Raw genomic sequence first — 22,710 nt, 5'->3', positions numbered from 1 at the left:
TGCAAAAAGGAGGCTTTGTAGAGTGGTCAGCCTTGCAGGCGGCGCGACCAGTCTTCGACCTTGCGCGAGGCAAGACGTTTGATTGCGTAATCCCGCCAGTTTTGCGCCAGATGTTCGAGCTCTGCCATCACGGCCAATTCAGCAAGGTTCATCGTATCAACATAGAGCAGATGCCATGCTTTGCGAATTGTCCATTCAGGTGAGGGGCGCTCGATCCGTTGTAATGTATCACCTGCTTGGACATTGCCTTCTTGCAAAACGCGGTAATACCAGCCGGTGCGACCGCTGCGTTGTACGCGCAAAGCCATGTCGCCGGTGTCAAAGCGGATATTCAGTTTCCAGCACGGCTGGCGTCCCTGACTGACCTGAATGACAGCGTCACCGGCCTGAAAAATATCGCCGATTGCCACCGTTTCTTCAGTCAGTCCGGTGGTGGAAAGATTTTCGCCAAATGCACCGGCATGGTTCAGAATAGTGCGCTCACCGATTTCCTGTTTCCAGCCGTCATAATGGTCATAGGCATAATGATGAACGGCTTTTTCCGGCCCGCCGTGATTTTTGCGGTCGCCTTGTGCGTCTTTGATAAAGCCTTCACTGCCGAGCCAGTTTTTGCCGGTGGATGGCAGCTTGTTAATCGCGCTGGGCGCGGCACGCGGCCCCAGCGGGGCGATGGAACCGGTTAGTATTGTATCAATCACTGTCATGAGCTGAATTCTCTGAAATACAATATAAACCCATCTCTGACCAATACGTTCCGGTATTGGTCAGAGATGGAGGCCGACCTTGGATTTGAACCAAGCTGTACGGATTTGCAATCCGCTGCGTAACCGCTCCGCCATTCGGCCTGATCTGAAGAGTATCATTAAGGTTGCAAAATCCGGGAGGATGTTTGTTGAAACCGTCTCCTGAATAGGTCTGAACCGGATCAAATGAATGATCCGGTTTGTATAATTTTACTAGGCCGGTATGAGGTGCAAACTCAGCGATAAGTGCGTTCTTCCAGCGATGTATCGCGAAGCATTTCGCTCATCATGCGGATAAACGCGGCCTCTGCCGGATTGAGACTGCGGCGCGGATTATAGACAAAATGAATATCAATCGCGGGCAGATCATCCTGCGGTGGCAGAGCCCAGAGCAGACCGGCATCAACCTCACGGCTGGCAATATGTACCGGCAGAGCACCAATACCCAGCCCCTGAATAATCATCCGGCTGACTTCCGGCAGGTTGGCAGAAACACCGCGTGGTTCGGAGTGTAGATGCACCCGTTCACGCAATTGCCGCACCAGAAACAGCGGGCCGTTTTCGATTTCCGTCTGGAAGGAAACTGACTGTTTGCCGGAGAGGTCTTCCGGTTTGATATTTGTACGGCCGAACAGCTCATGACTGATACCGCAGAACAGACCGAAAAACTCGCGATAGAGGATACTCGCCTCCAATGAGGGATCATCCTCACGCATCAGGCACACACCGAAAGTGGCCTGATTTTGCCGGATACGGCTCAGAACATCGGCACTTTCGGTCACGGCAATCGAATAGGTTGCTTCGGGATAAGTCCGGCTGAACTGCTGCAGGATCGTATCAAAATGCGGGCAGGTGACATGGCTGGTCATAGCAATGGAAATATGGCCGGTGACCAGATTTTCTGCGGCAGCCATCAGGCTCGGAATGCGCGAAATCGAGCCGAAGAGCAGGTGGCTTTCGCGATAGAGCGTTTCGCCTGCTGTGGTCAAAGCAAAATGGCCGGGTCGGCGGTCAAGCAACCGTTTTTCAACCGTGTCTTCAAGGCGTTTGAGCGCACTGCTGACGGTGGGCTGGCTCAGGTTCAGAAATTCTGCCGCACGGGTGATACCGCCCTGTTCCACAACGATGGTGAAAGTGCGCAACAGGTTCCAGTCCAGCCGCCATAAAAAGCGTTCTTCATAGGTGCGCATCATTAATCCTATCAATGATGATGATTATGTTTATCTGTTTGCGCTATGGTTGTCGCAGTGTCAAGATTTGTCAAGAAAGCCGTTTTGAAGCTTTTGAGCGAGGGGCAAAGGTGCGTTTGCGCGCCTTTGTAGCAATAACTGGATGGTCTGAATGACACTACCCGACAAAATCGGTCTGATGGAGGACGCGATCTCTGAAATCAGGGATGGCGCTGTGGTGATGCTGGGTGGTTTCGGCGTGCCCGGAACACCGTTTTGCCTGATTAAAGAGCTGGTGCGACAGGGTGCACGCGGTCTGACAATCATCAAAAATGATGCCAATGAAGCCGGTATGGGGGTCGATTGGCTACTGGAAAACGGGCAGGTGGAAAAGCTTATTGCCAGCCATATCGGGCTGAACCCCACCGCCGTGCGGCTGATGAATGAAGGCCGTATCACAGTTGAATTTGTACCGCAGGGCATTCTCGCCGAACGTATCCGCGTGGCCGGTGCCGGTCTGATGGGGTTTGTGACGGATATTGGTATCGGTACGCCTTTGGCGGAAGGCAAACCGCAGGTGACAATCGGCAGTGAGACAGGTGTGCTGGAAACGGCTTTGAAAGCGGATTTCGCACTGCTCCATGCCGAAAAATCTGACCCTTTCGGCAATCTGCTCTTTGCTGCAACAGCGCGCAATTTCAATCCGCTGATGGCTATGGCGGCCGATAAAACCATTGTTGAGGCAGAACAGGTTGTGCCGTTCGGGCAGATTACACCGGACGCTGTGCACCTGTCCGGTGCTTTTGTGGATCATGTGGCGGAATTGGGCGAATTGCCGGAGGTCTATGATGTCATCAGACGCTAAAGAACGGATGCTGCGCCGTGCAGCCAAAGATATCTTGTCAGGTATGACTGTCAATTTAGGTATCGGCTTGCCGACAGAAGTATTGCAATATGTTGCACCGGATATGCCTGTGTGTCTGCATTCGGAAAACGGGATAGCCGGTGTGGGGCCAAGCCGCTCCTATGACGAGGCCGACCGTAATCTGATTGATGCCGGTGGTGCTTATGTTTCCAGAGTGGCGGGAACGGCATTTTTTGACAGTGCGGTGAGCTTTTCCATCGTCCGTTCAGGGCGGTTGGATCTGACCATGCTCGGCGCTTTTGAAGTAGCTGCGAATGGTGATCTTGCCAATTGGATCATTCCGGGAAAATTCTCTCCCGGCATGGGCGGCGCTATTGAACTGGCGCAAAAAGCTCGTCAGGTTGCCGTGGTGATGATGCATACTGACCGCAAAGGTAATCCGAAAATCCTGCCGCAATGCACTTTGCCGCTGACAGCTAAAGGACGGGTAAACCGGATTTACACGGATATGGCATTGTTTGATGTGCGTGACGGCACATTACATCTGGTTGAAATTGCAGATGGTGTCAGTCTCGATGAACTCAAAGCTGCAACGGCGGCGGATTTCACCATTCCTGATCACGATCTACCGGTATTTTGAGGCACACCATGAGCGTGAATGAAACATCCGTCCTCCATGCTGTCGATGCGGTTTTTGACCGTGAGATCGCTTTCCTTGCTGAACTGGTGGGGCACCCGTCTGTGCGGGGGGAAGAGCAGTCGGCACAGGATTTTATGGCACGGGAGCTAACCGTCGGCGGTTATGAGGTGGATCGCTGGGAAATTGATGTCAACGATATCGCCGGTATGCCGGGCTTTTCACCGGTGATCGGTAACTATGATAATGCGGTCAATGTTGTCGGCACATTGCGTAGCCGCACCCGACGTGGCCGCAGTCTTATTCTCAACGGCCATATTGATGTGGTACCCGTCGGGCCGCTGGATATGTGGAAGCGCCCGCCTTTTGAGGCCTATGTTGATGATGGCTGGATGTATGGCCGCGGTGCCGGTGATATGAAGGCCGGTCTGGCCTCGAACCTGTTTGCCATTGAGGCATTGAAACATCTCGGCCTGAAACCTGCTGCCGATGTGTTTTTCCAGTCGGTGGTGGAAGAAGAGTGCACAGGCAATGGCGCACTCGCTTGTTTGCAGCGTGGCTACCGCGCTGATGCAGCATTGATCCCTGAGCCATTTGCCGAGAAGATTGTCTCATCGCAGGTCGGCGTTTTGTGGTTTCAGATCCGTCTGAAAGGTCTGCCGACCCATGTGGCCTATGCGGGCAGTGGTGCTAATGCGATTGAAGCCGCAATTCCGCTTTTCGCAGCTTTGCATGATCTTGAAAAACAGATGAATGCACCGCAATGCCGTCATTATGATTTTGCCTGCCACGACCATGCGCTGAACCTCAATATCGGTAAGATTGAAGGTGGTGACTGGGCAAGCTCGGTTCCGGCATGGTGTGTGTTTGATGTGCGCATGGGGCTGTTTCCGGGACAAAGCATTGATGAACTGAAACAGCGCATTGAACAGGCTATTGCGGAAGCCGCAAAAAGCCATGCCTTTCTGGCGCAGAACCCGCCGGAGATTGTTTATAACGGCTTTGCGGCGGAAGGTTATTCGCTGGATGAGGACAAGCGGCCTGTGGCGCGTGAGGCGCTGGATGCCCTTGGACGTGCGCACAAATTTGTCTCCGGACAGGAACTGGAAAAAGAGGCGATTACCGCCACGACGGATGCGCGCTTCTTCGGTCTTTATGCGGATACGCCTGCATTGGTCTACGGGCCGAAGGCCGAGGCCATCCACGGATTTAATGAGCGGGTTGATCTGGAATCCGTTCGCAGAATAACGCAGTCCACGGCACTGTTTATTGCCGATTGGTGTGGTGTTGAGGAGCTTTGATTGACTATGCGTGATGCTGTAATTGTTTCCACTGCCCGTACACCGATCGGTAAGGCCTATCGCGGTGGTTTCAACGCCACACAGGGGCCGGTGATGGCTGCCTATGCGGTCAAGGCCGCGATTGAACGTGCCGGTCTTGAAGGTGGCGAAATACAGGATTTCACCCTTGGCTGCGCATTGACCCAAGGCACAAGTGCGGTCAATGCGGGGCGGCATGTGATTTTTGCAGCGGGTTTGCCGGATTATGTGCCTGCGGCGACGATTGATCGCCAATGTGCTTCCGGCCTGTCTGCCATTGCTGTTGCGGCAGGGCAAATCCGGCAGGGCGATTATGATGTGACGATGGCGGCGGGTATGGACAGTATCTCGCTGGTGCAAAATGATAAATGGAACGGCTCGCATTATCGCATCGCGGCGATCCGTGACGGTTATTACATGCCGATGATCGCCACGGCTGATCTGGTGGCACGGCGCTATAATATTTCGCGCGACGCTCAGGATGCTTATGCGTTGAGCAGCCAGCAGCGCACAGCCGCAGCGCAAAAATCAGGGCTGTTTGCCGATGAGATTGTGCCGGTTCAGGCTGAGAAATTGCAGAAAGATGCGGTGAGCGGAGAAGAGAGTAAAGTCAGCGTTACTCTGCAACAGGATGAATGCAACCGGCCTGAAACCAGCCTTGACCGCTTGGCAACACTGGCGCCGGTGCTGAGTGAGGATTCCACAATCACCGCCGGTAACTCGTCGCAATTATCTGACGGGGCATCGGCCTGTGTGTTGATGTCGGCACAAGCTGCTGCCGCGCGGGGGCTGACGCCGCTAGGAATTTTTCGCGGTATGCAGACAATTGGCTGTGCACCGGAAGAAATGGGTATCGGCCCTGCACTGGCTATACCGCAACTGCTGAAACATCATGGTCTGACCATGGATGATATTGATCTGTGGGAGATTAATGAAGCTTTTGCCTCCCAGCTTGTCTATTGCCGTGATCGTCTGAGGATTGATCCGGAAAAGCTCAATGTGAATGGCGGGGCGATTTCCATAGGCCATCCTTATGGTATGAGCGGTGCCCGTATGGTAGGCCATGCGCTGCTTGAAGGCAGAAGACGTGGTGCCCGTTATGCGGTGGTCAGCATGTGTGTCGGCTGGGGCATGGGTGCAGCAGCACTGCTGGAAATCACCGGTTAAAGTGCTGTAAAAACGGGAGAAAATATGGCTGAGACAGAAAAGAGTGAGTTATCATTCCGCCTTGCTGTGCGTGAAGATTGCGCTGCAATTCTGGCTGCTCTGAAGTTGCTGGCACAGTCCATCGGTGTCAGCGAGCGTTGTGAAAGCACATTGCAGGATCTGGAAATACATGGCTTCGGTGATAAGCCGCAATTTACGGTTATGCTGGCAGAGACAGGCGGAAAAATGGCCGGTATGTGCCTGTATTTTCCGATGTTCTCGACGTGGCTCGGCAAGCCTGGCCTGTATATTCAGGATATTTATGTCCACGAAGCCTGCCGTAATGCGAAGATCGGCGAAAAATTATTGCGCCATGTCAGCCGCATCGGACGCGAAGAGGGCTATGCCTATCTGCGGTTGACAGTGGATGAGGGCAACGAGGGCGGTGCACGTTTCTACAGCAATCACGGTTTTATCCGGTCTGATGACGAATATATTTATAAGCTGATTGGTCCGGCTTTTGATGCTTTCTGCGATGCTTGATTAGGTGTCATCTTTGAAGGACATGACGTCGAGAAGAAACTGGCAGGCGCTCTGGATTTCGTCTGTCAGAAAAGCCTGTGCGGCATCAATATCGCCGCCTTGCAGCGCATGAATGATTTCACTGTGCCGATGGGGGGCACGGCTGGTGCTGGCACTGAGCAAAGCCCAGCGGGCTTCCCAGAAAAACGGACTGCGGCGCAACCAGAGGCTTTCGATAAAGCTCAAAAGCAGTTGCGAACGTGATGCACGGTAAAGTGCCAGCATAAAATCCGTATCTGCCTGACGTACGCCTGCCGGATCACCGGCAAGGCGGGCAGCCTCATGCGAGGCAACAAGCGCATTAAGCTTTGCATAATCAGATGCCGTCAGATGCGGGGCTGCCAGCCGAAGCGCCAGAGGCTCCAGCTGTAACCGCATTTGCGTGAGTTCCTGAAATTCCTGACGGGTGAGGCGCGGCACCAGTGCGGTGCCTGAAGCCGTGGCATCAAGCGCACGCTCATTGATGAGGCGGCGCAGTGCTGCCCGCACCGGCATCGGGCTCAGCGATAAAGTTGCACAGACCCCGCGAATGGATAATTTATCCGCAGGCGAAAAAGAACCGTCAATAATTGCCTGTTTGATGCGCTGATAGGCTTCTTCTTCCAGCAGGCCGGAGGCAGGTTGAGGCGTCTTGTTCTTATCAGGCATGATTATCATCCGTTTCAGGCTACGGGATCTCTCCCGAAGCAATCTGGGTATGTTTAGTGCATCAGAGTCGCTCTGGATGCAACAAACTCTTCAACAGCATTGGTAAAGCGTACCAGATCCTCATCTGTCACCGGCAGGCTCAGCGCTGTCATGCCGCGACGGGCAATATAGATGCCGGCATCAAGCATATCAAAGAAGAACAATTCTTTCAGTGCTTCTTCCCGCGCATCTGACGGATAGGGGGCGGTTATATCGCCTGTACGGAAATGCGGTGTGGCCAGTGATCCCAGCCCTGCAAACTGCAATGGTACAGCTGCATTCCGGCAAATCTGATTGAGCGTATGGCGCAGGTTTTCGCCTTTTTCATACAGAGTGTCAGCCGCCTGTGCTGTGAAAATATCGCGCATTGCGGTGATGCCTGCGGCCATGGTCATGACATTATTGTTGAATGTTCCTGCATGAGAGACCTTGGAGGCAAACAGATCCATGATTTCCCGTGTCCCGCCAAAAGCACCGAAGCTCATGCCGCCGCCGATATATTTGCCGAGGGTAGTCAGGTCAGGCCGGATATCCAGCCGCTGCTGCATGCCGCCGCCGCTCATGCGTGAGGTCATGACCTCGTCGAAAATCAGTAAAGCACCGGTTTCCCGTGCCGCTTGGGCAATGGCCGTGAGGAACTCTTTTTGCGCCGGAATACAGCCGCCGCTGCCCAGCATCGGTTCCACAATAACAGCGGCCAGTTTGTTACCCGCTGCACGGATCGCGGCAACCGTTCCTTCCGTATCATTGTAATTGCACAGGCGAACGGGAAAAGGTGCGGTAATCGGGCTGCTGCCGCTGACCGGAAAATAGAGCAGGCTTCCGTGATAACCGCCACGAAAAGCTATAATATCGGTACGGCCTGTGGCAACACGGGCAATACTCAGCGCAATCAGATTGGCTTCGGTACCGCTATTGGTGAAACGGATTTTATCAACAGATGGAAAGCGGGCGCATAAAATCTGTGCTAGTTCCTGTTCTGCCTCACCGACTGCCGCCAGACTGATGCCCCGTGCCATAGCCTGATGCAGCGCCTGATGAATGCGCTGTTCTGTATGGCCGAAAAGACCGGCCGTATATTCACCGCACAGGTCGAGATAATCGTGGCCGTCAACATCGCGCAAATAGGCACCTTCACCGCTGGTCATAGCGGTGGGGAAAGGCGCATAGGACAGCACTGTGCGGGTATTTCCGCCGGGCAAAACCTCCAGAGCCTGTTGGTGCAGTTGCTGACTGCGCGGCCGTTTTTGCGTATATTTTTCCCGTGCCTCGTCAAGCGCAGTTGCCAGAGAACTATTATGGCCGGTGGTGGTGATTGTCATTTTATGATCCCATTAATGTAATTTTTGTGATCACATTTTATGTATTTTGAGATATTGTCAAGAGCAGTACATTTGAGAAATCGTCTGTGCGCTGCACATTTGCGACGGTAATTCCTGCCATTGACGTTATTTATTTCCATAAAACGCGGCATTATGTTTTGCTATAAATGTTCCTGAGGCCGGACAAAGTCTGTCTCACGATCCGGTTGAGGAGCCGGATTAACGGAACATGATAATAAAAAGATACGGTTCTGTGTCTGATACCGGAGCCGGAACGGGGCAATTATATTCGCCTGACAGCCAATGATTTCTTTGAAATCCGCGATGAGTATCATGCGGAAATAATGTCTGTGAGCCTAAGCTACGCAGCAGCAATCTTGCTGTGCCTTTTTCAAAGGAAAATCATGTCTGCAGGTACCGGCAACGACCGGATAAGAGAGGTGGAACATGAAATTGAAACTGATCACTTTGCTGGCGGCGGGAACCGCTTTGTTCGCCGGTCAGGCTCTGGCTGAAAAAATCAATATTGCGGTCGAGGGGGCTTATCCGCCGTTCAGCTATGTTGATAATGCGGGTAAGCCGGTAGGCTTTGATGTCGATATTGCCGAGGCGTTGTGTACGCAAGCGAAACTCGATTGCAATATTGTGACACAGGAGTGGGACGGGCTTATTCCGGGGCTGAATGCGAAGAAATATTCGGCCATTGTTGCATCGATGACAATTACTGATGAGCGTCGTCAGGTCGTGGATTTTACCGACAGCTATTACCGTTCACCGGTGCGTTTTATGGCCGCTAAAGGTGCTGAATTCGACTTCGCCAAAGGTGGTCTGCGCGGCAAAACTATCGGCGTGCAGAGCGGTACAGTTTATGACAAATGGCTGGCGGAAACCTATCCCGATGCCGAGGTTCGCAGCTATCCCTCCACAGAAGAGCACAATGCCGATCTGATGTCCGGCCGTGTTGATCTGGTTGTTACCGATGCTCTGGCATTACTCGGTGGTTTTCTGCAAACTCCTGAGGGAAAAAATTATGATCTGACAGGGCCTGATCTGACCGATCGCAGGCTGATCGGTGATGGTGTGGGGATCGCAGTGCGGAAGGGTGATGATGCTCTGCGCGAGACGCTCAATAAAGCGATTACGGCTATTCGTGCTGATGGCACCTATGACAAGATCAACAAGAAATATTTCCCGATCGACATTTTCGGGCGTTAGAGCATTTCCAGCAAAAGTGTGAAGCGGTTTTGCGTTGGATAATGCGAAAAAAATTAGAACATTAGTTGAAGAGGCAGGGCGGTACATGGAGCCTGAATTGGTGTTCATGCACCGCCTTTGTCGTTTTTGACCTGTGATAACGGTCAAATTGTATCGCCATAGAATGCTTTTTCACATTGAGGAAATTTATATTTAATATTCTAACTATCTATTTGAATAATGATGCCATCTGCGCGACCATAATATCAAGAAGAAGAATTCTCAAGAATTCAGGGAAAATGGGAGCGGGGTTTCATGTTTCATACTATCTCACGCGCAGCATTGTGTACTGCATTTGTTGCGGGACTTTTCTGTGGTGCTGCATCGCCGGTTCTGGCAGATGATCTGGCCACGATTAAAGAAAACGGTACTTTCAGCGCCGCCATGTCCGGTCAGTATCCGCCTTTCAGCATGGTGGATGAAAAGAACGAAGTGATCGGCTTCGATGTGGATATCACTAACGAGATCGCCCGTCGTCTCGGCGTGAACGGTAATGCAGTTACAACAACATGGGACGGCATTATTCCGGGTCTTCTGACCAAGAAATATGATGCGATCATCGGTTCTATGGCGATCACGGAAGACCGCCTGAAGGCAGTTGATTTTGTCGGTCCTTATTATCACGACGGTCGCGGCATTTTTGTTCTCGATAAATCCGAGGCCAAAGGGCTGGATGATCTGAAGGACAAAGTGATCGGGGTCACTCTTGGCGAAACCCATGAAAAATGGGCGCGCGAGCAGGGCGGCTGGACAATCCGTACTTATAAAGGCTTGCCGGAACTGATCATGGAGCTGAAGGCCGGTCGTGTTGATGCAGTGGTCGTCGACTATATCGCACTCCTGACGGTGATCAAACAGACATCCGACCCGATTCGTATGCTGGATATCGCCAATATTGAAGGCGCAAAGATCGGCATCGGTATTGCCATTCGCAAGAACAACCCGGAGCTGAAAGCAGCGATGCAGAAGGCACTGGATGACATGATGACTGACGGTACTTATGAGACGATTTCCACCAAGTGGATCGGTCGGGATATTCGTTGATATCGGCCATTACAGCGGTTCCAGTTAAGACTGAATCGTTGGACCGACGTAACTATTTGTTTTTACGCATTATCCGGCGCAAAACCGCTTCACACTTTTGCTGGAAATGCTCTAAAATCTGCCACTAAAACCTGCTTGCCTGACCTGAAATATGGTCAGGCCGTATGCCGGAGGTGACGATGGATATCGCACTGATCCAAAAAACTTTCCCGTATTTTGCACAAGCCGCATGGGTGACAATTCTTGTCTCATTGCTGGCTCTGGTGTTGGGGCTTGCACTGGCCAGCCTGCTGACGATGATGCGGCTTTCACGGAGTGCCATGCTGCGCTTTCCTGCTATTGCCTATATCAGCCTCTTTCGCGGTACGCCCTGCCTTGTGCAGTTGTTTCTGCTCTATTTCGGTGGCGCACAGATCGGGATTAATCTCTCGCCTTTTACCGCTGGCTGGATCGGGTTGGGATTGAATATTGCCGCCTATATGTCGGAATCCATGCGTGGTGCCATTGTCGCGGTTGACCGCAGTCAGACCGAGGCTGCACGCAGTATCGGCTTTGGCCGTGCCAGAACAATGGTGCTGATTATTCTGCCGCAGGCCGCGCGTCTGATGATACGCCCGTTAGGGGTGAATATCGTAGCCCTGATCAAAGGCTCGGCGCTGGTCTCGGCTATCTCGGTAATCGACCTGACCTATACGGCACAGCGCTATATCAGTGCGACCTACAAGCCGTTTGAAATCTTCACGGTGGCTGCATTCTTCTACATGGTCATCATTATCACTGTCACCATTGTACTGCGTTGGCTCGACCGGCGTTTTGTCATCGCTTAAAGGGGGAGAGAGATGGAAGGTTTGGATTTCTCAGTCCTCATCCCCTATATGCCGTTGCTGTTGCAAGGCGCATGGTGGACGGTTGTTATCACGGTTCTGGCTGGCCTGCTGAGTTTTGGCGGCGGTGTGGTTTTTGCAGTGCTGCTGCTCTATGCGCCTTGGTTCGTCAAAGTGCCGGTTGCCGGTTTCATGTGGCTGTTTATGGGCACGCCACTGTTGCTGCAGCTGTTTCTGATCTATTTCGGACTGGTACAGATCGGCATTGATATTCCGGCACTCTGGGCAGGGATCATTGGTCTGGGGCTGCATTATGCGGTTTATAATGCCGATATTCTGCGTGCCGGTATTGCCAGTATCGATAAAGGCCAGTCTGAAGGTTCGCGCAGCATCGGTTTCGGGCGTTTTCAGACCCTGCGCTATATTGTGGTGCCGCAGGCTGTGCGCGTAACCCTGCCACCGATTGCCAGCAATATGATTGCACTGCTGAAGGAATCTTCACTGGTCTCGATCATTGGTATTGCTGAACTGGTCAATGCAGCGCAGCTTGGCATTTCCTCCACCTTCCGCCCGTTCGAATTCTATATTGCCGTGGCGGTTCTCTATTATCTGCTAAATCTTGTGCTTGAAGGTGCTATCGCGCTTGTCGAGCGGCGTGTGGAGACGACACGATGATAAAATCGGGGATACAACAATCCGGACAAGCGTCGATGGTGCGTGTGGTCAATGCGCATAAATCCTACGGTGCGCTGGAAGTTCTCAAAGGCATTGATCTCTCTGTTGATAAAGGCAAAATCTTTGCGCTGATCGGGCCATCCGGCTCCGGTAAAAGCACATTGCTGCGCTCGATCAATCAGCTGGAAACGCTCAATCAGGGTGAGGTCTGGCTGGAGAATGAGCGGGTGAACCGCGATATTCAGGGGCTGGCCTATGAGCGGCATATCAATCATATCCGTCAGCAGATGGGCATGGTGTTTCAGCATTTTAACCTGTTTCCGCATTTGAGCGTGCTGGGCAATATCACGCTGGGACCGATCAAGCTCAAAGGTATGAGCAAAGCGGAAGCCCGCGATCTGGCAATGGATTTGCTGGCAAAAGTCGGACTTGCAGACAAAGCCGATGTTTTTCCGTCTCGTCTTTCCGGTGGTCAGAAACAGCGTGTTGCGATTGCCCGTGCGCTGGCGATGAAGCCGAAAGTGATGCTCTTTGACGAAGCCACATCCGCGCTCGATCCGGAACTGGTGGATGAAGTGAATGCGGTGATGAAGCAGCTTGCAGCAGAACATATGACCATGCTGATTGTGACTCATGAAATGCGCTTTGCCGATGAGGTTGCGGATTTTGTGCTGTTCATGGATGGCGGGCGTGTTGTCGAGCAGGGGCCGCCGTCGCAGCTTTTCCGTAATCCGGAGCAGGAACGTACCCGCCAGTTTTTACGCAAACATCTCGCCGCCTGAAACAGTCGGCCTATTCGGTAATTATTTGAAAGATCAGATCATGATGCCAGACAAAAGCGAAGCCGTTAAGCCTTCCCACCTGTTCTACCAGTCACGCACAAGACGTCCTTTGGCGACCCACGCGGAGGGAATTTATATCTGGGATGAATCCGGTCGTCGTGTGATCGACGGTTCCAGCGGTGCGATGGTAGTTAATATCGGTCACTCCAATCCGAATGTGCTGGCCGCAATGAAAGCACAGATGGATAAGGCGACTTTTATCTATCGTCTGCATTTTGAGAATGAACCGGCGGAAGAACTGGCACGTCAGCTGGTACGCCGTATGCCGGAAGGTATGGACAAAGTGTTCTTCGTTTCCGGCGGTTCGGAAGCGGTTGAGTCTGCAATCAAGCTCGCACGGCAATGGGCAGTGGCAACCAAACAGGCTAGTCGTTGGAAAGTGATCTCACGTTTTCCTTCCTATCATGGCGCGACTTTCGGAGCGCTTTCGGTAACCGGTTATGATGCACTGACAGCACCTTTCACACCGATGGTGCCGGATATGCCGAAGATTGGCGCACCGACAGCCTATCTCGATCGCGATAACCTGACCTATGAAGACCGTGGTCTGAAATATGCTGATCAGCTGGAGGAGAAAATTCTGGCGGAAGGTGCGGATTCTGTCCTGGCCTTTATCATGGAGCCGATCGGCGGCGCTTCAACCGGTGCGCTGGTTGCCCCTGACAGCTATTACGGGCGTATTCGTGAGATTTGCGACAAATACGGTATTCTGCTCATTCATGACGAAGTGATGAGCGGTGCAGGGCGCACGGGCAAATATCTCGGCGGCGATCACTGGAATTGCCGTCCGGATATTATTGCGATGTCCAAAGGGCTGGGCGCAGGTTATGTGCCGCTCGGTGCAATGATCGCATCAGACCGTATTGTGCAGCCGGTGCTGAGTGCCGGTGGTTTTGCCCATGGTTATACCTATGCCGGTAACCCGCTGGCTTGTGCGGCAGGTTTGGCGGTGCTGGAAGAGATTGACCGGCTTGATCTTCTGACCAATGCCACTGTTATGGGTGAGCGGCTGAAGCAGGGGCTGCTTGATCTGGCGGAAATCTTTCCGTTTATCGGTGATGTGCGCGGTAAAGGTTTGTTGCTGGCTGCGGAATTTGTTGCCGATAAGAACACAATGGAACCATTGCCTGCCGGTCTCAACGCTTACCAGCATATTGTCGAAATTGCCTATAAGCGCGGACTGATCATTTATTCCCGTCGTTCACGTGGCGGTGTTGAGGGGGATCATTTCCTGATCTGTCCGCCGATGATTATCACGGCTGAAGAAGTTGATCTGATCCTGTCGATTATCAAAGACAGTCTGGAAGAACTGGCGCAGATGCTGGATTTGCCTGTTAATCGTTAAACTAAAGCATTTGCGAGCCAAAAGTGCGAAGCGCTTTCGCAGGGAAATCAGTTCGCCGGACTGATTTCTTTTCCTGCTGCGATGCGTCGGATAGTGCGTAAAAACAAACAGTTACAGCGGGTCCAACGTTTCAGCCTTAACTGGAACCGCTGTAAAAGCAGATAAATAAAAACGGGGCAGTTTTTCTGCCCCGTTTTCGTTTGATCTCAGAGGCCGCCAAGGCTCAGATATTTCATATTCAGATAATCATCGAGACCATGGACAGAACCTTCACGCCCCATGCCGCTTTCTTTGATGCCGCCGAATGGTGCGACTTCTGTGGTGATGATGCCTTCATTAATACCGACCATGCCATATTCCAGCGCTGAAGAAACACGGAATGAGCGTGCCAGATCGCGGGTGTAAATATAGGCAGCAAGGCCGAATTCCGTGGCGTTAGCGGCAGCGATGGCTTCTTGCTCTTCTTTGAAGCGGAAGAGTACGGAGAGCGGGCCGAAGGTTTCTTCCCGTGCAACCAGCATATCCGCAGTGGCATCTGCAAGAACGGTTGGCTCGTAGAAGGTGAAGCCCAGCGCATGGCGCTGACCGCCGGTCAATGTGCGCGCGCCTTTGGCGAGGGCATCACTGACATGGTGTTCAACCTTCTCAACAGCCGCTTCATTAATCAGTGGCCCTTGTTCAGAACCGGCATCAAAACCATTGCCGACTTTCAGTGTTTTCACCCGTGCGGCATATTTCTCGGCGAAAGCCTCATAAATACCGTCCTGAATGTAGAAGCGGTTGGTGCAGACGCAGGTCTGGCCGGAATTGCGATATTTGGCAGCCAGTGCACCTTCCACCGCGCGGTCAAGATCAGCATCATCAAAGACAATGAAAGGTGCATTGCCGCCGAGTTCCATCGACAGGCGTTTCATCGTGTCGGAGGACTGGTTATAGAGCAGCTTGCCGACGCGGGTGGAACCGGTAAAGGTGATCTTTTTGACCACCGGACTGGCGGTCAGCTCGCCGCCGATTTCTGCGGCATTACCAGTGAGGATATTGACCACGCCGGCCGGAATACCGGCTTTTTCTGCGAGCAGCCCCCATACAAGACCGCAATAAGGGGTAAACTCGGCAGGCTTGATAACGATTGTACAACCGGCAGCCAGTGCAGCGCCGAGTTTGCGGGCAATCATTGACAACGGGAAATTCCACGGGGTGATGGCACCAACCACGCCAATCGGCTCACGGGTGACGAGAAGACGGCGGTCTTTCCACGGGGAAGGGATGATTTCACCGTTCACACGGCGTGCTTCTTCCGCAAACCATTGAATGTAGGCGGCACTGATCGCGACTTCGCCCTTGGCCTCAGCCTGTGGCTTTCCTTGTTCAAGGGTGAGTATCTGCGCCAGCGGTTCGGCATTTTCACGGATGATACGGGCAAGCTCCAGTAGCAAGGTTGAACGCTCGGCAGCAGTTTTGCCGGACCAGTCAGGAAATGCAGAAGATGCGGCAGCAATGGCACGGGCAGTCTCCGCTTTACCGGCAAACGGAATGGTGCCGATGGTTTTTCCGGTGGCCGGATCGGTCACATCCAGTGTTTTGCCGCTGTCAGCCTGCACCCATTCACCGCCGATCAGGTTGGCTTCACGCAGCCAGCCGGATTTCCTGATAATTTCCAACATTTTTGTCTTCCCATCTTTCATTTTTGTTCGTTCAGTATATTGAACGATGTTCGATATACTGTATGATATTGGCGATAATGATCAACGTCAAGAAAAAGGCTGCCCCCTCATGACCAAAGAAGCTATGTCCGCAAATAAGCCTGCAGCACCTGCTGTACAACGGGCCGCGCAGCTTCTGGATATTATTGCTGTGAGTGATGAACCCTTGACTGTCAGCGGCCTTGCCCGTGAATTGGGGTTGGCCAAAAGCTCGGTGCATGGTCTCTGCAACACGCTGGCCGATCTTGGTATTCTCGACCGTCGTAATAGTGGCTTTGTCATGGGCGGCCATGTGATGTTGTGGGCGAATGCTTTCGTCAACAAGTCAGATATGGTGGCTGAGTTTTTCCGGCTCTGGCAGGGGCAGTATGATCTGAAAAACGAGACGGCAACGCTGACAATTCTCGATGGACAGGATGTGGTTTACATCGCTTCCCAGCATGGCTCGGTGCCGCTTGGCATCACTTTCCGCATCGGTATGCGTCTGCCCGCTGCTTTTACGGCAACTGGTAAAGCCATTCTCAGCACTATGCCGCAAGAAGCGGTGGAGCAGATTTATGCCAACGGCCTGCCGGAGGCACTGACTGAACATACAGTTCAGACCATGCCGGATTTATTGCGTGAGCTGGAAGACATCCGCGAGCGCGGCTATTCACTGGATAACCAGCAGGTGCGTGAGGGCATGTTTTGTTTTGGTGCGCCGGTTTATGATTTCAGCGGCAATCGTGCCGTTGGCGGCATTGCCTTCAGCATCAATGCTTTACAGATGGATAAAGTGAGAGAGCAGGAACTGGGCACAGCAGTCATCCGCTATGCGCGGGCATTGTCGCATAATCTTGGTTCGAACAATCTGAGCTGATTGCTACGCATCGGGGGAATACCAAAACCCTATGAGTCATACTCATAGGGTTTTGGTTAAGCCCGAGTGGCGATTGAACTTTTTCAAGGCGTGATGCATCAGCATCTTAACGCCTTGGTAGAATGTGTAGCAATCATGAAGCTTAGCGATAAATATCCATATTCGCTGCCGGTGCGCTCAGAAGTTCACGTGCATAGCTGTGGCCAGCGTGATTGGCCGCAGCAATAATGCCTGGTGCTAGGCAGTCACCGATACGCTGCACCGTTTCAATGCCGTGATCTGCCCATTGCTCTTTGATGGCGATCAGCTGATGCCAGAGTGTATCTGTCGCAATACGGGATGTGACAGGCACCAGAGTTGAACATTCGATCACGCGTGTGCTGCCGGAATAGACGCACTCAATGGTCAGCGTATCGGCTGTACGCCCTGCCAGCTGATGCAGAGGAATGATGTCCACACCGAGATCAATCAGACGTTTCTGAATACGTCTCTGTTCCAGCGTATGCTCCGTCCATGGTGCAACAATCGGGGTCGGGGTGACAAACACTACCTTATGACCGGCATTGGCGACCAGTTCTGCGAGCACGCTGCCCATATAGTAACGGTCATCATCAAAGACCACGATAGGCCCTTGTGCGGTGATCGCTGCTGCGCCGGAGGAGAGCAGGGCTTCCACGCCAACAGTTGCGCCTTGGGTGAGGAATTCCAGCGGCTTGCGGTGAACACGACCGACACCGTCATCACGCCATTTCGAGCCGGTGGCGAGGGCAATATGCGGAATGCCGTAAGAAAGAATATCTTCGGCTGACAGCGGGCTGTCCAGATACATCTGGGCATTCGGCATTTGCTGCAACTGCCCCACACGCCAGTCGCGGACACGACCATAGGTAGCCAGTCCCGGCAGACGACATTCGCGGGCAATGCGACCACCCCATTCCTGTCCTGCTTCGGCAAGCATCACGTCTGCGCCACGCTTGGCAAGCCCGCGTGATGCTTCCAGACCGGCAGGGCCGCCGCCGACAACCAGCACAGAAGGTGCGTTATCAAAGGCAGGCATTTTCTCTGGATGCCAGCCCTTACGCCATTCTTCACCGGTGGTCGGGTTCTGAGTGCAGCGTAGCGGCGCAACGATATTGTCGCTCGCGGTACAGATATTGCAGCCGATGCATTCACGAATATCGTCAATACGGCCTTCTTTGATTTTTTGCGGCAGAAAAGGATCGGCAATTGACGGGCGTGCTGCACCGATCAGGTCGAAGATACCTTTCTTCACCACACGCACCATGGCATCCGGCGAGGTATAGCGCCCCACGCCGACAACTGGTTTGGTGGTTAGCGGTTTAACGAAGGATACGAAATCTTCCTGAAAGCCTTCTTGCGAGAAACGTGCCGTCTGGCTGTCATTCGACCAGTTGGAGAGATTGACGTCCCACAGATCCGGTTCATCGGCGAGTGCTGCAACTACGTCACGCCCTTCGCCGTCATGCTGCAAACCGTCTTTGCCGAGAAATTCCTCTACGGCAAAGCGAATGGCAATCGCACAGGTATCCCCCACGGCATCACGCGTATCGGCCAGCACTTCACGGAACAGCCGCAGGCGGTTTTCAAAACTGCCGCCATATTCATCGGTGCGGGTATTATAGCGTTGCAGCATGAAGTGCTGCAGCAGGGTCATATCATGACCGGCATAGACATAGATAATATTGAACCCCGCGCGTTTGGCGCGCAGTGCTGCATCACGGTGCCATTTGCGAAATTCGGCAATATCCGCTTTGTCCATGCCGCGTGCCTGCACCGGATCTTCCACGTCAACCATCGCATCCGACGGTGCATAAGGGGCAATACGGCTCAGGCGGTTGGCAGTGTGAATACCATTATGCGCCAGCTGAATTGCAGCTAAGCTGCCATGTGACTGGATTTTCTCGGTCAGAACCTGCAAGCGCGGAATGTCTTTATCATCCCAGATACGCCCCTGATTGGATGGCGAAATATCGGAGGATGGATGAATTTCCGTTTCCTGTGTCGAGACCACACCCCAGCCGCCTTCTGCTTTCATGGCGCGCATGTGGATGTCAGCATCGGGGTAACGATGCCCCATGCCGCTGCAATGCGGCACCTGATAAAAGCGGTTCGGGGTAGTGACAGGGCCGATTTTGACCGGCTCAAAGAGAATATCGTAACGGGGATCACGCATTATATTTATCCATGGTTCAGGCATAGTCCGGCTGTGCGCAGCTTTGGGGAGCTTCGCCGGTATGGAGTGCAATTCATGAGTTAGCGGGGCAGTCAGGTGAAAATGATCTGGTTGGCGGGTCACACACCTTTCACAGGAATGCGCCTTTCAAGGAAACGCAGTCCGGCAACCAGTATGAAAGTCAGAAGCAGATAAACGCTTGCCAGCAGGAGCAACGGCTCATAGGTCAGCAACGTCTCCTGCCGCACTTTGGTAATCACGCCGTAGACATCAATCACCGTGATGGTCGCAACCAGTGGCGTGGCTTTGAGATGCAGTACAGTTTCACCGGTCAGGGTCGGCAACGCGCGGTAGAAAGCGCGCGGGAACCAGATACGGCGGAACATTTTCAAGCGCCCCATGCCGAAGGCACGGGCGGCCTGCAGCTCACCCGATGGTACACCGGCAAAGGCGCCGCGCATCACTTCGCCTTCATAGGCCGCGAAAGAGACAGTCAGTGCGAAGACGCCATAAGGCCATGCTTCACGCAGATATGGCCAGAGAAAGGATGAGCGGATGCCCGGTATCATCGGAAACAGCGAACCCAGACCATAATAGAGCAGCCATAATTGCAGCAGCAGCGGCGTACCGCGAAAGATTGTGCAGAAGGTTGCGGCAGGGGCTTTCAACCACCACGGGCCGGTCACTTGTACAATGCCAAGCGGAAGAGCCAGCATGAAACCGATAATGACACTGCTGAACAGCATAGCCAGCGTGACACCGACACCGGATGCGAGACGCGGCAGATAGCGCGGCACCCAGTCCCATTCGCCAAAGACCAAAGCTGCAATGATCATGGCAGCAAAAATCAATAGCAGGATGATGCGGTGCGGTTTGAACCAGCTATCCGCTGCGGTGCCGGACAAGGACGGGGCTGTTAAACTGTTTTCCATGTCACACAGCCTCCGGCAGGCCACGACGGGCACGTTTTTCGATGAGGCGAATAACGATGGTCGAGAGCAAGGTAATGGCGAGATAGAGCGCACCGGCAGTCAGGAAAAACAGCATATAGGCTTTGGTTGCACCAGCCGCCTGTCTGGTTGCCAGTGTCAGTTCCGTAAAGCCGACAACTGCGAGCAGGGCTGTGTCTTTGGTTGCAATCAGCCAGAGATTGGACAGGCCGGGAATGGCAAAAGGCAGCATGGCCGGCAAAGTGATACGGCGCAGAATTTTCAGCGGTGGCATACCGAAGGAGCGTGCGGCTTCAATCTGTCCCGGCGCGATAGACTGGATAGCCCCGCGGATGACTTCCGTTGAATAGGCACCTTGTACCAGTCCGATGACGATGATGCCTGCCACAAGTCCGCTGATATCAACGGAGCCATAGCCCATGGTCGCCAGCATAGTGTTGAGAAATTCCGTGCCTGCATAATAGAGGATCAGGATGAGAACCAGCTCGGGGACACCACGGATAACTGTTGTGTAGACCTCCAGAAGATCACGGAGCACCGGTCCGCCATAGAGCTTTCCCATCGCACCGAAAATGCCGAGAAACAAACCCAGAGCATAACCGCCGACAGCGATCTGCAATGTATTGGCAAGCCCTGCCAGCAATACACCGCCCCAGCCGGGTGGTGAATAGGCAAGCAGATACCAATTGATCAGCGAAGGGACGGTGATATCCATGTTTCAGACCTTTAGAAATAGTTCACTCTGGGACTGTGACCGGAGCGGCGCAGGGCTGTTGCGCAATGCAGCCGCTCCGGTTTTCAATCTCAGTCGCCGAAGACGTCGTAGGTGAAATATTTCTTGGCGAGGGCTTCATATTCGCCGTTTTCACGAATGGTTTTGATCGCGGTATTCATCTTTTCGCGCAGGGCGTCATCACCTTTGCGCAGGCCGATACCGACACCTGGTCCCAGAATTTCAATATCCGGCGCAGGGTTGCCTTTTGCATCGCAGCAGGACTGACCGATATCTGTTTTGAGGAAGTCCGCCATTGCGCCTGCATCGGCCATAACCGCATCCAGACGACCGGCCGCCAGATCATTATTGGCTTCGTCCTGTGTCTGATATTCTTTCAAAGTTGCACCTTTAGGCACAAAATGCTTTTCAACATAGCTCTGATGAATGGTCGAAACCTGTACGCCGACAGTTTTGTCAGCCAAACCCTCGGCATTCGGCTCAAACTTGATATCTTTGGTGCCGATGATCATTGGCGGGATACTGTAATATTTGTCGGAGAAGTCGATCTTTTTCTGGCGTTCCGCAGTGATCGACATGGAACCCATAATCATATCAATCTTGCCGCTGGTCAGTGCCGGAATAATACCGTCCCATGCGATTGGTGTGGTTTCGCATTCAAGATTGGCGGTTTTGCACAGCAGACCTGCCAGATCGACCTCAAAACCATGCCACTGGCCGGACGCATCCGGATAATACATTGGCGGATAAGGTTCGGCACCGACGGCCACTTTCAGCGTCTGTGCCTGCGAAGGCAGAGATGCGGCCAGTGTGATGGCCAGACCGGCGAAAACGGCGGTGGTGATTTTTTTGCTAAAGCTTTTCATTGGTTCCCTCTTTTATTGTTATGCAATTATCTTTGTATTCAGGCATCAACGGTGCTGATGAACTTCTGCAGCCGTTCCGATTTCGGGTTGCCAAACACCTCTTCCGGTGTGCCTTGTTCTTCAATCAGTCCGCCATGGACAAACACCACTTTGGACGCAACTTTGCGGGCAAATTTCATCTCGTGGGTGACAAGGATCATGGTGCGGTTTTCGCGGGCGAGATCAGTGATTACGGCCAGTACTTCGCCTACCAGCTCCGGATCCAACGCTGAAGTTGGCTCGTCAAACAGCATGGCGAGCGGCTGAATAGCCACGGCGCGGGCAATGGCTGCACGCTGCTGCTGTCCGCCGGACATAAAGCCCGGATAAGTATGGCGTTTTTCATAAAGACCGACACGGCGCAGGATGGTTTCGGCCTCTGCAATCGCCTGATCTTTGGCTATGCCAAGGACATGCACAGGCGCTTCGATCACATTTTCCAGCACAGTCATATGCTGCCAGAGATTGAAACTCTGAAACACCATGCCAAGACGGGAACGAATACGCTGCACCTGCTTACGATTGGCCGGAACCTGTCCCTGTGCGCTATGACGCATTTTGATGGTTTCGCCATGAATGGCGATATCGCCTGAGGTCGGGATTTCCAGCATGTTGATACAGCGCAGCAACGTGGATTTTCCCGAGCCGCTGCCGCCGATAATGGCAACCACATCACCGGTTTGCGCTTCCAGCGACACACCTTTCAGCACTTCCAACGCGCCGTATTTCTTATGCAGATTGCTGATGGATATGGCGCTTTGTGTCTGGGACATCTCCCGTCCGTCCTTGTCTTTATGAGGTCTTCGATGAGTAAAAATCAGCATTTACGCACTTGCTGTCAGGCAAAGCGTATGAAAACGGCACAAAAGGCCGGTCTTATGAGGTGTAATCGCTGATTATCGGCAGAGTGAT

The 22,710-nt window shown here is 53.1% G+C and carries 22 protein-coding genes and 1 tRNA gene; 12 read left to right on the top strand and 11 right to left on the bottom strand.

All coding sequences use genetic code 11. The features are described 5' to 3' along the window. Positions 1-26: 26 nt before the first annotated feature. The 3 genes from DFR47_RS05155 to DFR47_RS05145 form a co-directional block, all read right to left on the bottom strand. Entirely contained in the window at positions 27-704 is a 678-nt protein-coding gene (locus DFR47_RS05155) for an MOSC domain-containing protein (protein ID WP_113943344.1), read from the bottom strand. A 67-nt stretch (positions 705-771) separates the two neighbouring features. Next, positions 772-845, bottom strand: a tRNA-Cys gene (locus DFR47_RS05150). 134 nt (positions 846-979) lie between these two features. Then, positions 980-1,936: a LysR family transcriptional regulator gene (locus tag DFR47_RS05145; protein WP_245416461.1), complete on the bottom strand. Its 957-nt coding sequence runs from the start codon at positions 1,934-1,936 to the stop codon at positions 980-982. A gap of 148 nt (positions 1,937-2,084) precedes the next feature. Between DFR47_RS05145 and DFR47_RS05140 the strand changes: the two genes are divergently transcribed. From DFR47_RS05140 to DFR47_RS05120, 5 genes are read left to right on the top strand one after another with little or no spacing between them, the layout of a single operon-like run. Continuing rightward, complete coding sequence (locus DFR47_RS05140; RefSeq protein WP_170137447.1) at positions 2,085-2,777, top strand: CoA transferase subunit A; 693 nt, start codon at positions 2,085-2,087, stop codon at positions 2,775-2,777. Further along, positions 2,758-3,417 carry a 3-oxoacid CoA-transferase subunit B gene (locus DFR47_RS05135; protein ID WP_237120788.1) on the top strand — a complete coding sequence of 220 codons (660 nt, stop codon included), beginning with the start codon at positions 2,758-2,760 and terminating at the stop codon, positions 3,415-3,417. Before DFR47_RS05140 ends, DFR47_RS05135 begins: the two co-directional genes overlap by 20 nt. Positions 3,418-3,425: 8 nt before the next feature. Further along, positions 3,426-4,715: an ArgE/DapE family deacylase gene (locus tag DFR47_RS05130; protein WP_374788330.1), complete on the top strand. Its 1,290-nt coding sequence runs from the start codon at positions 3,426-3,428 to the stop codon at positions 4,713-4,715. A 6-nt stretch (positions 4,716-4,721) separates the two neighbouring features. Continuing rightward, complete coding sequence (locus tag DFR47_RS05125; protein WP_113943342.1) at positions 4,722-5,900, top strand: thiolase family protein; 1,179 nt, start codon at positions 4,722-4,724, stop codon at positions 5,898-5,900. A gap of 24 nt (positions 5,901-5,924) precedes the next feature. Then, the gene (locus tag DFR47_RS05120; protein WP_113943341.1) at positions 5,925-6,422 is read left to right on the top strand and encodes a GNAT family N-acetyltransferase; all 498 of its coding nucleotides are present in this window, start codon (positions 5,925-5,927) and stop codon (positions 6,420-6,422) included. Here the strand turns inward: DFR47_RS05120 and DFR47_RS05115 are convergent, their stop codons facing one another. Both DFR47_RS05115 and DFR47_RS05110 read right to left on the bottom strand, forming a co-directional pair. Further along, the gene (locus DFR47_RS05115; RefSeq protein ID WP_113943340.1) at positions 6,423-7,109 is read right to left on the bottom strand and encodes a GntR family transcriptional regulator; all 687 of its coding nucleotides are present in this window, start codon (positions 7,107-7,109) and stop codon (positions 6,423-6,425) included. Between the two features lie 53 nt (positions 7,110-7,162). Further along, positions 7,163-8,470 carry an aspartate aminotransferase family protein gene (locus tag DFR47_RS05110; protein ID WP_113943339.1) on the bottom strand — a complete coding sequence of 436 codons (1,308 nt, stop codon included), beginning with the start codon at positions 8,468-8,470 and terminating at the stop codon, positions 7,163-7,165. A 447-nt stretch (positions 8,471-8,917) separates the two neighbouring features. Here DFR47_RS05110 and DFR47_RS05105 point away from each other — a divergent pair, with 447 nt between their 5' ends. The 6 genes from DFR47_RS05105 to DFR47_RS05080 all read left to right on the top strand — a co-directional run bounded on the left by DFR47_RS05105 (position 8,918) and on the right by DFR47_RS05080 (position 14,454). Then, positions 8,918-9,685: a lysine/arginine/ornithine ABC transporter substrate-binding protein gene (locus tag DFR47_RS05105; protein WP_113943338.1), complete on the top strand. Its 768-nt coding sequence runs from the start codon at positions 8,918-8,920 to the stop codon at positions 9,683-9,685. Positions 9,686-9,979: 294 nt separating this feature from the next. Beyond that, positions 9,980-10,768 (top strand): transporter substrate-binding domain-containing protein, encoded by a 789-nt coding sequence (locus tag DFR47_RS05100; RefSeq protein WP_113943337.1) that lies wholly within the window; start codon positions 9,980-9,982, stop codon positions 10,766-10,768. Between the two features lie 179 nt (positions 10,769-10,947). Then, complete coding sequence (locus tag DFR47_RS05095) at positions 10,948-11,595, top strand: amino acid ABC transporter permease (RefSeq protein WP_113943922.1); 648 nt, start codon at positions 10,948-10,950, stop codon at positions 11,593-11,595. 12 nt (positions 11,596-11,607) lie between these two features. Continuing rightward, a complete protein-coding gene (locus tag DFR47_RS05090; protein ID WP_113943336.1) occupies positions 11,608-12,267 on the top strand; it encodes an amino acid ABC transporter permease in 660 nt (219 codons plus the stop codon). Between the two features lie 35 nt (positions 12,268-12,302). Beyond that, positions 12,303-13,049 (top strand): amino acid ABC transporter ATP-binding protein, encoded by a 747-nt coding sequence (locus DFR47_RS05085; RefSeq protein ID WP_113943335.1) that lies wholly within the window; start codon positions 12,303-12,305, stop codon positions 13,047-13,049. Between the two features lie 40 nt (positions 13,050-13,089). Further along, complete coding sequence (locus tag DFR47_RS05080) at positions 13,090-14,454, top strand: aminotransferase family protein (protein WP_113943921.1); 1,365 nt, start codon at positions 13,090-13,092, stop codon at positions 14,452-14,454. 206 nt (positions 14,455-14,660) lie between these two features. Here DFR47_RS05080 and DFR47_RS05075 read toward each other — a convergent pair whose 3' ends face one another. Continuing rightward, positions 14,661-16,118 (bottom strand): NAD-dependent succinate-semialdehyde dehydrogenase, encoded by a 1,458-nt coding sequence (locus DFR47_RS05075; protein WP_113943920.1) that lies wholly within the window; start codon positions 16,116-16,118, stop codon positions 14,661-14,663. Between the two features lie 109 nt (positions 16,119-16,227). On the opposite strand from DFR47_RS05075, the gene DFR47_RS05070 reads away from it, so the two are divergent. Beyond that, positions 16,228-17,016: an IclR family transcriptional regulator gene (locus DFR47_RS05070; protein ID WP_245416460.1), complete on the top strand. Its 789-nt coding sequence runs from the start codon at positions 16,228-16,230 to the stop codon at positions 17,014-17,016. A 142-nt stretch (positions 17,017-17,158) separates the two neighbouring features. On the opposite strand, the gene DFR47_RS05065 is transcribed toward DFR47_RS05070, so the two are convergent. The 5 genes from DFR47_RS05065 to DFR47_RS05045 form a co-directional block, all read right to left on the bottom strand. Then, a complete protein-coding gene (locus tag DFR47_RS05065) occupies positions 17,159-19,213 on the bottom strand; it encodes an oxidoreductase (protein WP_281011580.1) in 2,055 nt (684 codons plus the stop codon). Between the two features lie 116 nt (positions 19,214-19,329). Further along, a complete protein-coding gene (locus DFR47_RS05060) occupies positions 19,330-20,142 on the bottom strand; it encodes an ABC transporter permease subunit (RefSeq protein ID WP_113943333.1) in 813 nt (270 codons plus the stop codon). Between the two features lies 1 nt (position 20,143). Further along, positions 20,144-20,875, bottom strand: coding sequence for an ABC transporter permease (locus tag DFR47_RS05055; protein ID WP_113943332.1), 732 nt, complete (start codon positions 20,873-20,875; stop codon positions 20,144-20,146). A gap of 89 nt (positions 20,876-20,964) precedes the next feature. Beyond that, on the bottom strand, positions 20,965-21,759 hold the full coding sequence (locus DFR47_RS05050) for a transporter substrate-binding domain-containing protein (RefSeq protein WP_113943331.1): 795 nt from the start codon (positions 21,757-21,759) through the stop codon (positions 20,965-20,967). A gap of 38 nt (positions 21,760-21,797) precedes the next feature. Then, positions 21,798-22,571 (bottom strand): ABC transporter ATP-binding protein, encoded by a 774-nt coding sequence (locus DFR47_RS05045; RefSeq protein WP_113943330.1) that lies wholly within the window; start codon positions 22,569-22,571, stop codon positions 21,798-21,800. Positions 22,572-22,710: the final 139 nt, after the last annotated feature.

It is taken from the genome of Pseudochrobactrum asaccharolyticum, from assembly GCF_003314995.1.
GTDB classification, from domain to species: domain Bacteria; phylum Pseudomonadota; class Alphaproteobacteria; order Rhizobiales; family Rhizobiaceae; genus Pseudochrobactrum; species Pseudochrobactrum asaccharolyticum.
The sequence above is the reverse complement of the archived record's forward strand: the minus strand, read 5'-3'. Positions and strand labels throughout refer to the sequence as shown.

Excerpts from the sequence above, each read along its gene's own strand:
- DFR47_RS05155 (WP_113943344.1), bottom strand. The coding sequence starts at position 704 with ATGACAGTGATTGATACAATACTAACCGGTTCCATCGCCCCGCTGGGG.
- DFR47_RS05145 (WP_245416461.1), bottom strand. The coding sequence starts at position 1,936 with ATGATGCGCACCTATGAAGAACGCTTTTTATGGCGGCTGGACTGGAAC.
- DFR47_RS05140 (WP_170137447.1), top strand. The coding sequence starts at position 2,085 with ATGACACTACCCGACAAAATCGGTCTGATGGAGGACGCGATCTCTGAA.
- DFR47_RS05135 (WP_237120788.1), top strand. The coding sequence starts at position 2,758 with ATGATGTCATCAGACGCTAAAGAACGGATGCTGCGCCGTGCAGCCAAA.
- DFR47_RS05130 (WP_374788330.1), top strand. The coding sequence starts at position 3,426 with ATGAGCGTGAATGAAACATCCGTCCTCCATGCTGTCGATGCGGTTTTT.
- DFR47_RS05125 (WP_113943342.1), top strand. The coding sequence starts at position 4,722 with ATGCGTGATGCTGTAATTGTTTCCACTGCCCGTACACCGATCGGTAAG.
- DFR47_RS05120 (WP_113943341.1), top strand. The coding sequence starts at position 5,925 with ATGGCTGAGACAGAAAAGAGTGAGTTATCATTCCGCCTTGCTGTGCGT.
- DFR47_RS05115 (WP_113943340.1), bottom strand. The coding sequence starts at position 7,109 with ATGCCTGATAAGAACAAGACGCCTCAACCTGCCTCCGGCCTGCTGGAA.
- DFR47_RS05110 (WP_113943339.1), bottom strand. The coding sequence starts at position 8,470 with ATGACAATCACCACCACCGGCCATAATAGTTCTCTGGCAACTGCGCTT.
- DFR47_RS05105 (WP_113943338.1), top strand. The coding sequence starts at position 8,918 with ATGAAATTGAAACTGATCACTTTGCTGGCGGCGGGAACCGCTTTGTTC.
- DFR47_RS05100 (WP_113943337.1), top strand. The coding sequence starts at position 9,980 with ATGTTTCATACTATCTCACGCGCAGCATTGTGTACTGCATTTGTTGCG.
- DFR47_RS05095 (WP_113943922.1), top strand. The coding sequence starts at position 10,948 with ATGGATATCGCACTGATCCAAAAAACTTTCCCGTATTTTGCACAAGCC.
- DFR47_RS05090 (WP_113943336.1), top strand. The coding sequence starts at position 11,608 with ATGGAAGGTTTGGATTTCTCAGTCCTCATCCCCTATATGCCGTTGCTG.
- DFR47_RS05085 (WP_113943335.1), top strand. The coding sequence starts at position 12,303 with ATGGTGCGTGTGGTCAATGCGCATAAATCCTACGGTGCGCTGGAAGTT.
- DFR47_RS05080 (WP_113943921.1), top strand. The coding sequence starts at position 13,090 with ATGATGCCAGACAAAAGCGAAGCCGTTAAGCCTTCCCACCTGTTCTAC.
- DFR47_RS05075 (WP_113943920.1), bottom strand. The coding sequence starts at position 16,118 with ATGTTGGAAATTATCAGGAAATCCGGCTGGCTGCGTGAAGCCAACCTG.
- DFR47_RS05070 (WP_245416460.1), top strand. The coding sequence starts at position 16,228 with ATGACCAAAGAAGCTATGTCCGCAAATAAGCCTGCAGCACCTGCTGTA.
- DFR47_RS05060 (WP_113943333.1), bottom strand. The coding sequence starts at position 20,142 with ATGGAAAACAGTTTAACAGCCCCGTCCTTGTCCGGCACCGCAGCGGAT.
- DFR47_RS05055 (WP_113943332.1), bottom strand. The coding sequence starts at position 20,875 with ATGGATATCACCGTCCCTTCGCTGATCAATTGGTATCTGCTTGCCTAT.
- DFR47_RS05050 (WP_113943331.1), bottom strand. The coding sequence starts at position 21,759 with ATGAAAAGCTTTAGCAAAAAAATCACCACCGCCGTTTTCGCCGGTCTG.
- DFR47_RS05045 (WP_113943330.1), bottom strand. The coding sequence starts at position 22,571 with ATGTCCCAGACACAAAGCGCCATATCCATCAGCAATCTGCATAAGAAA.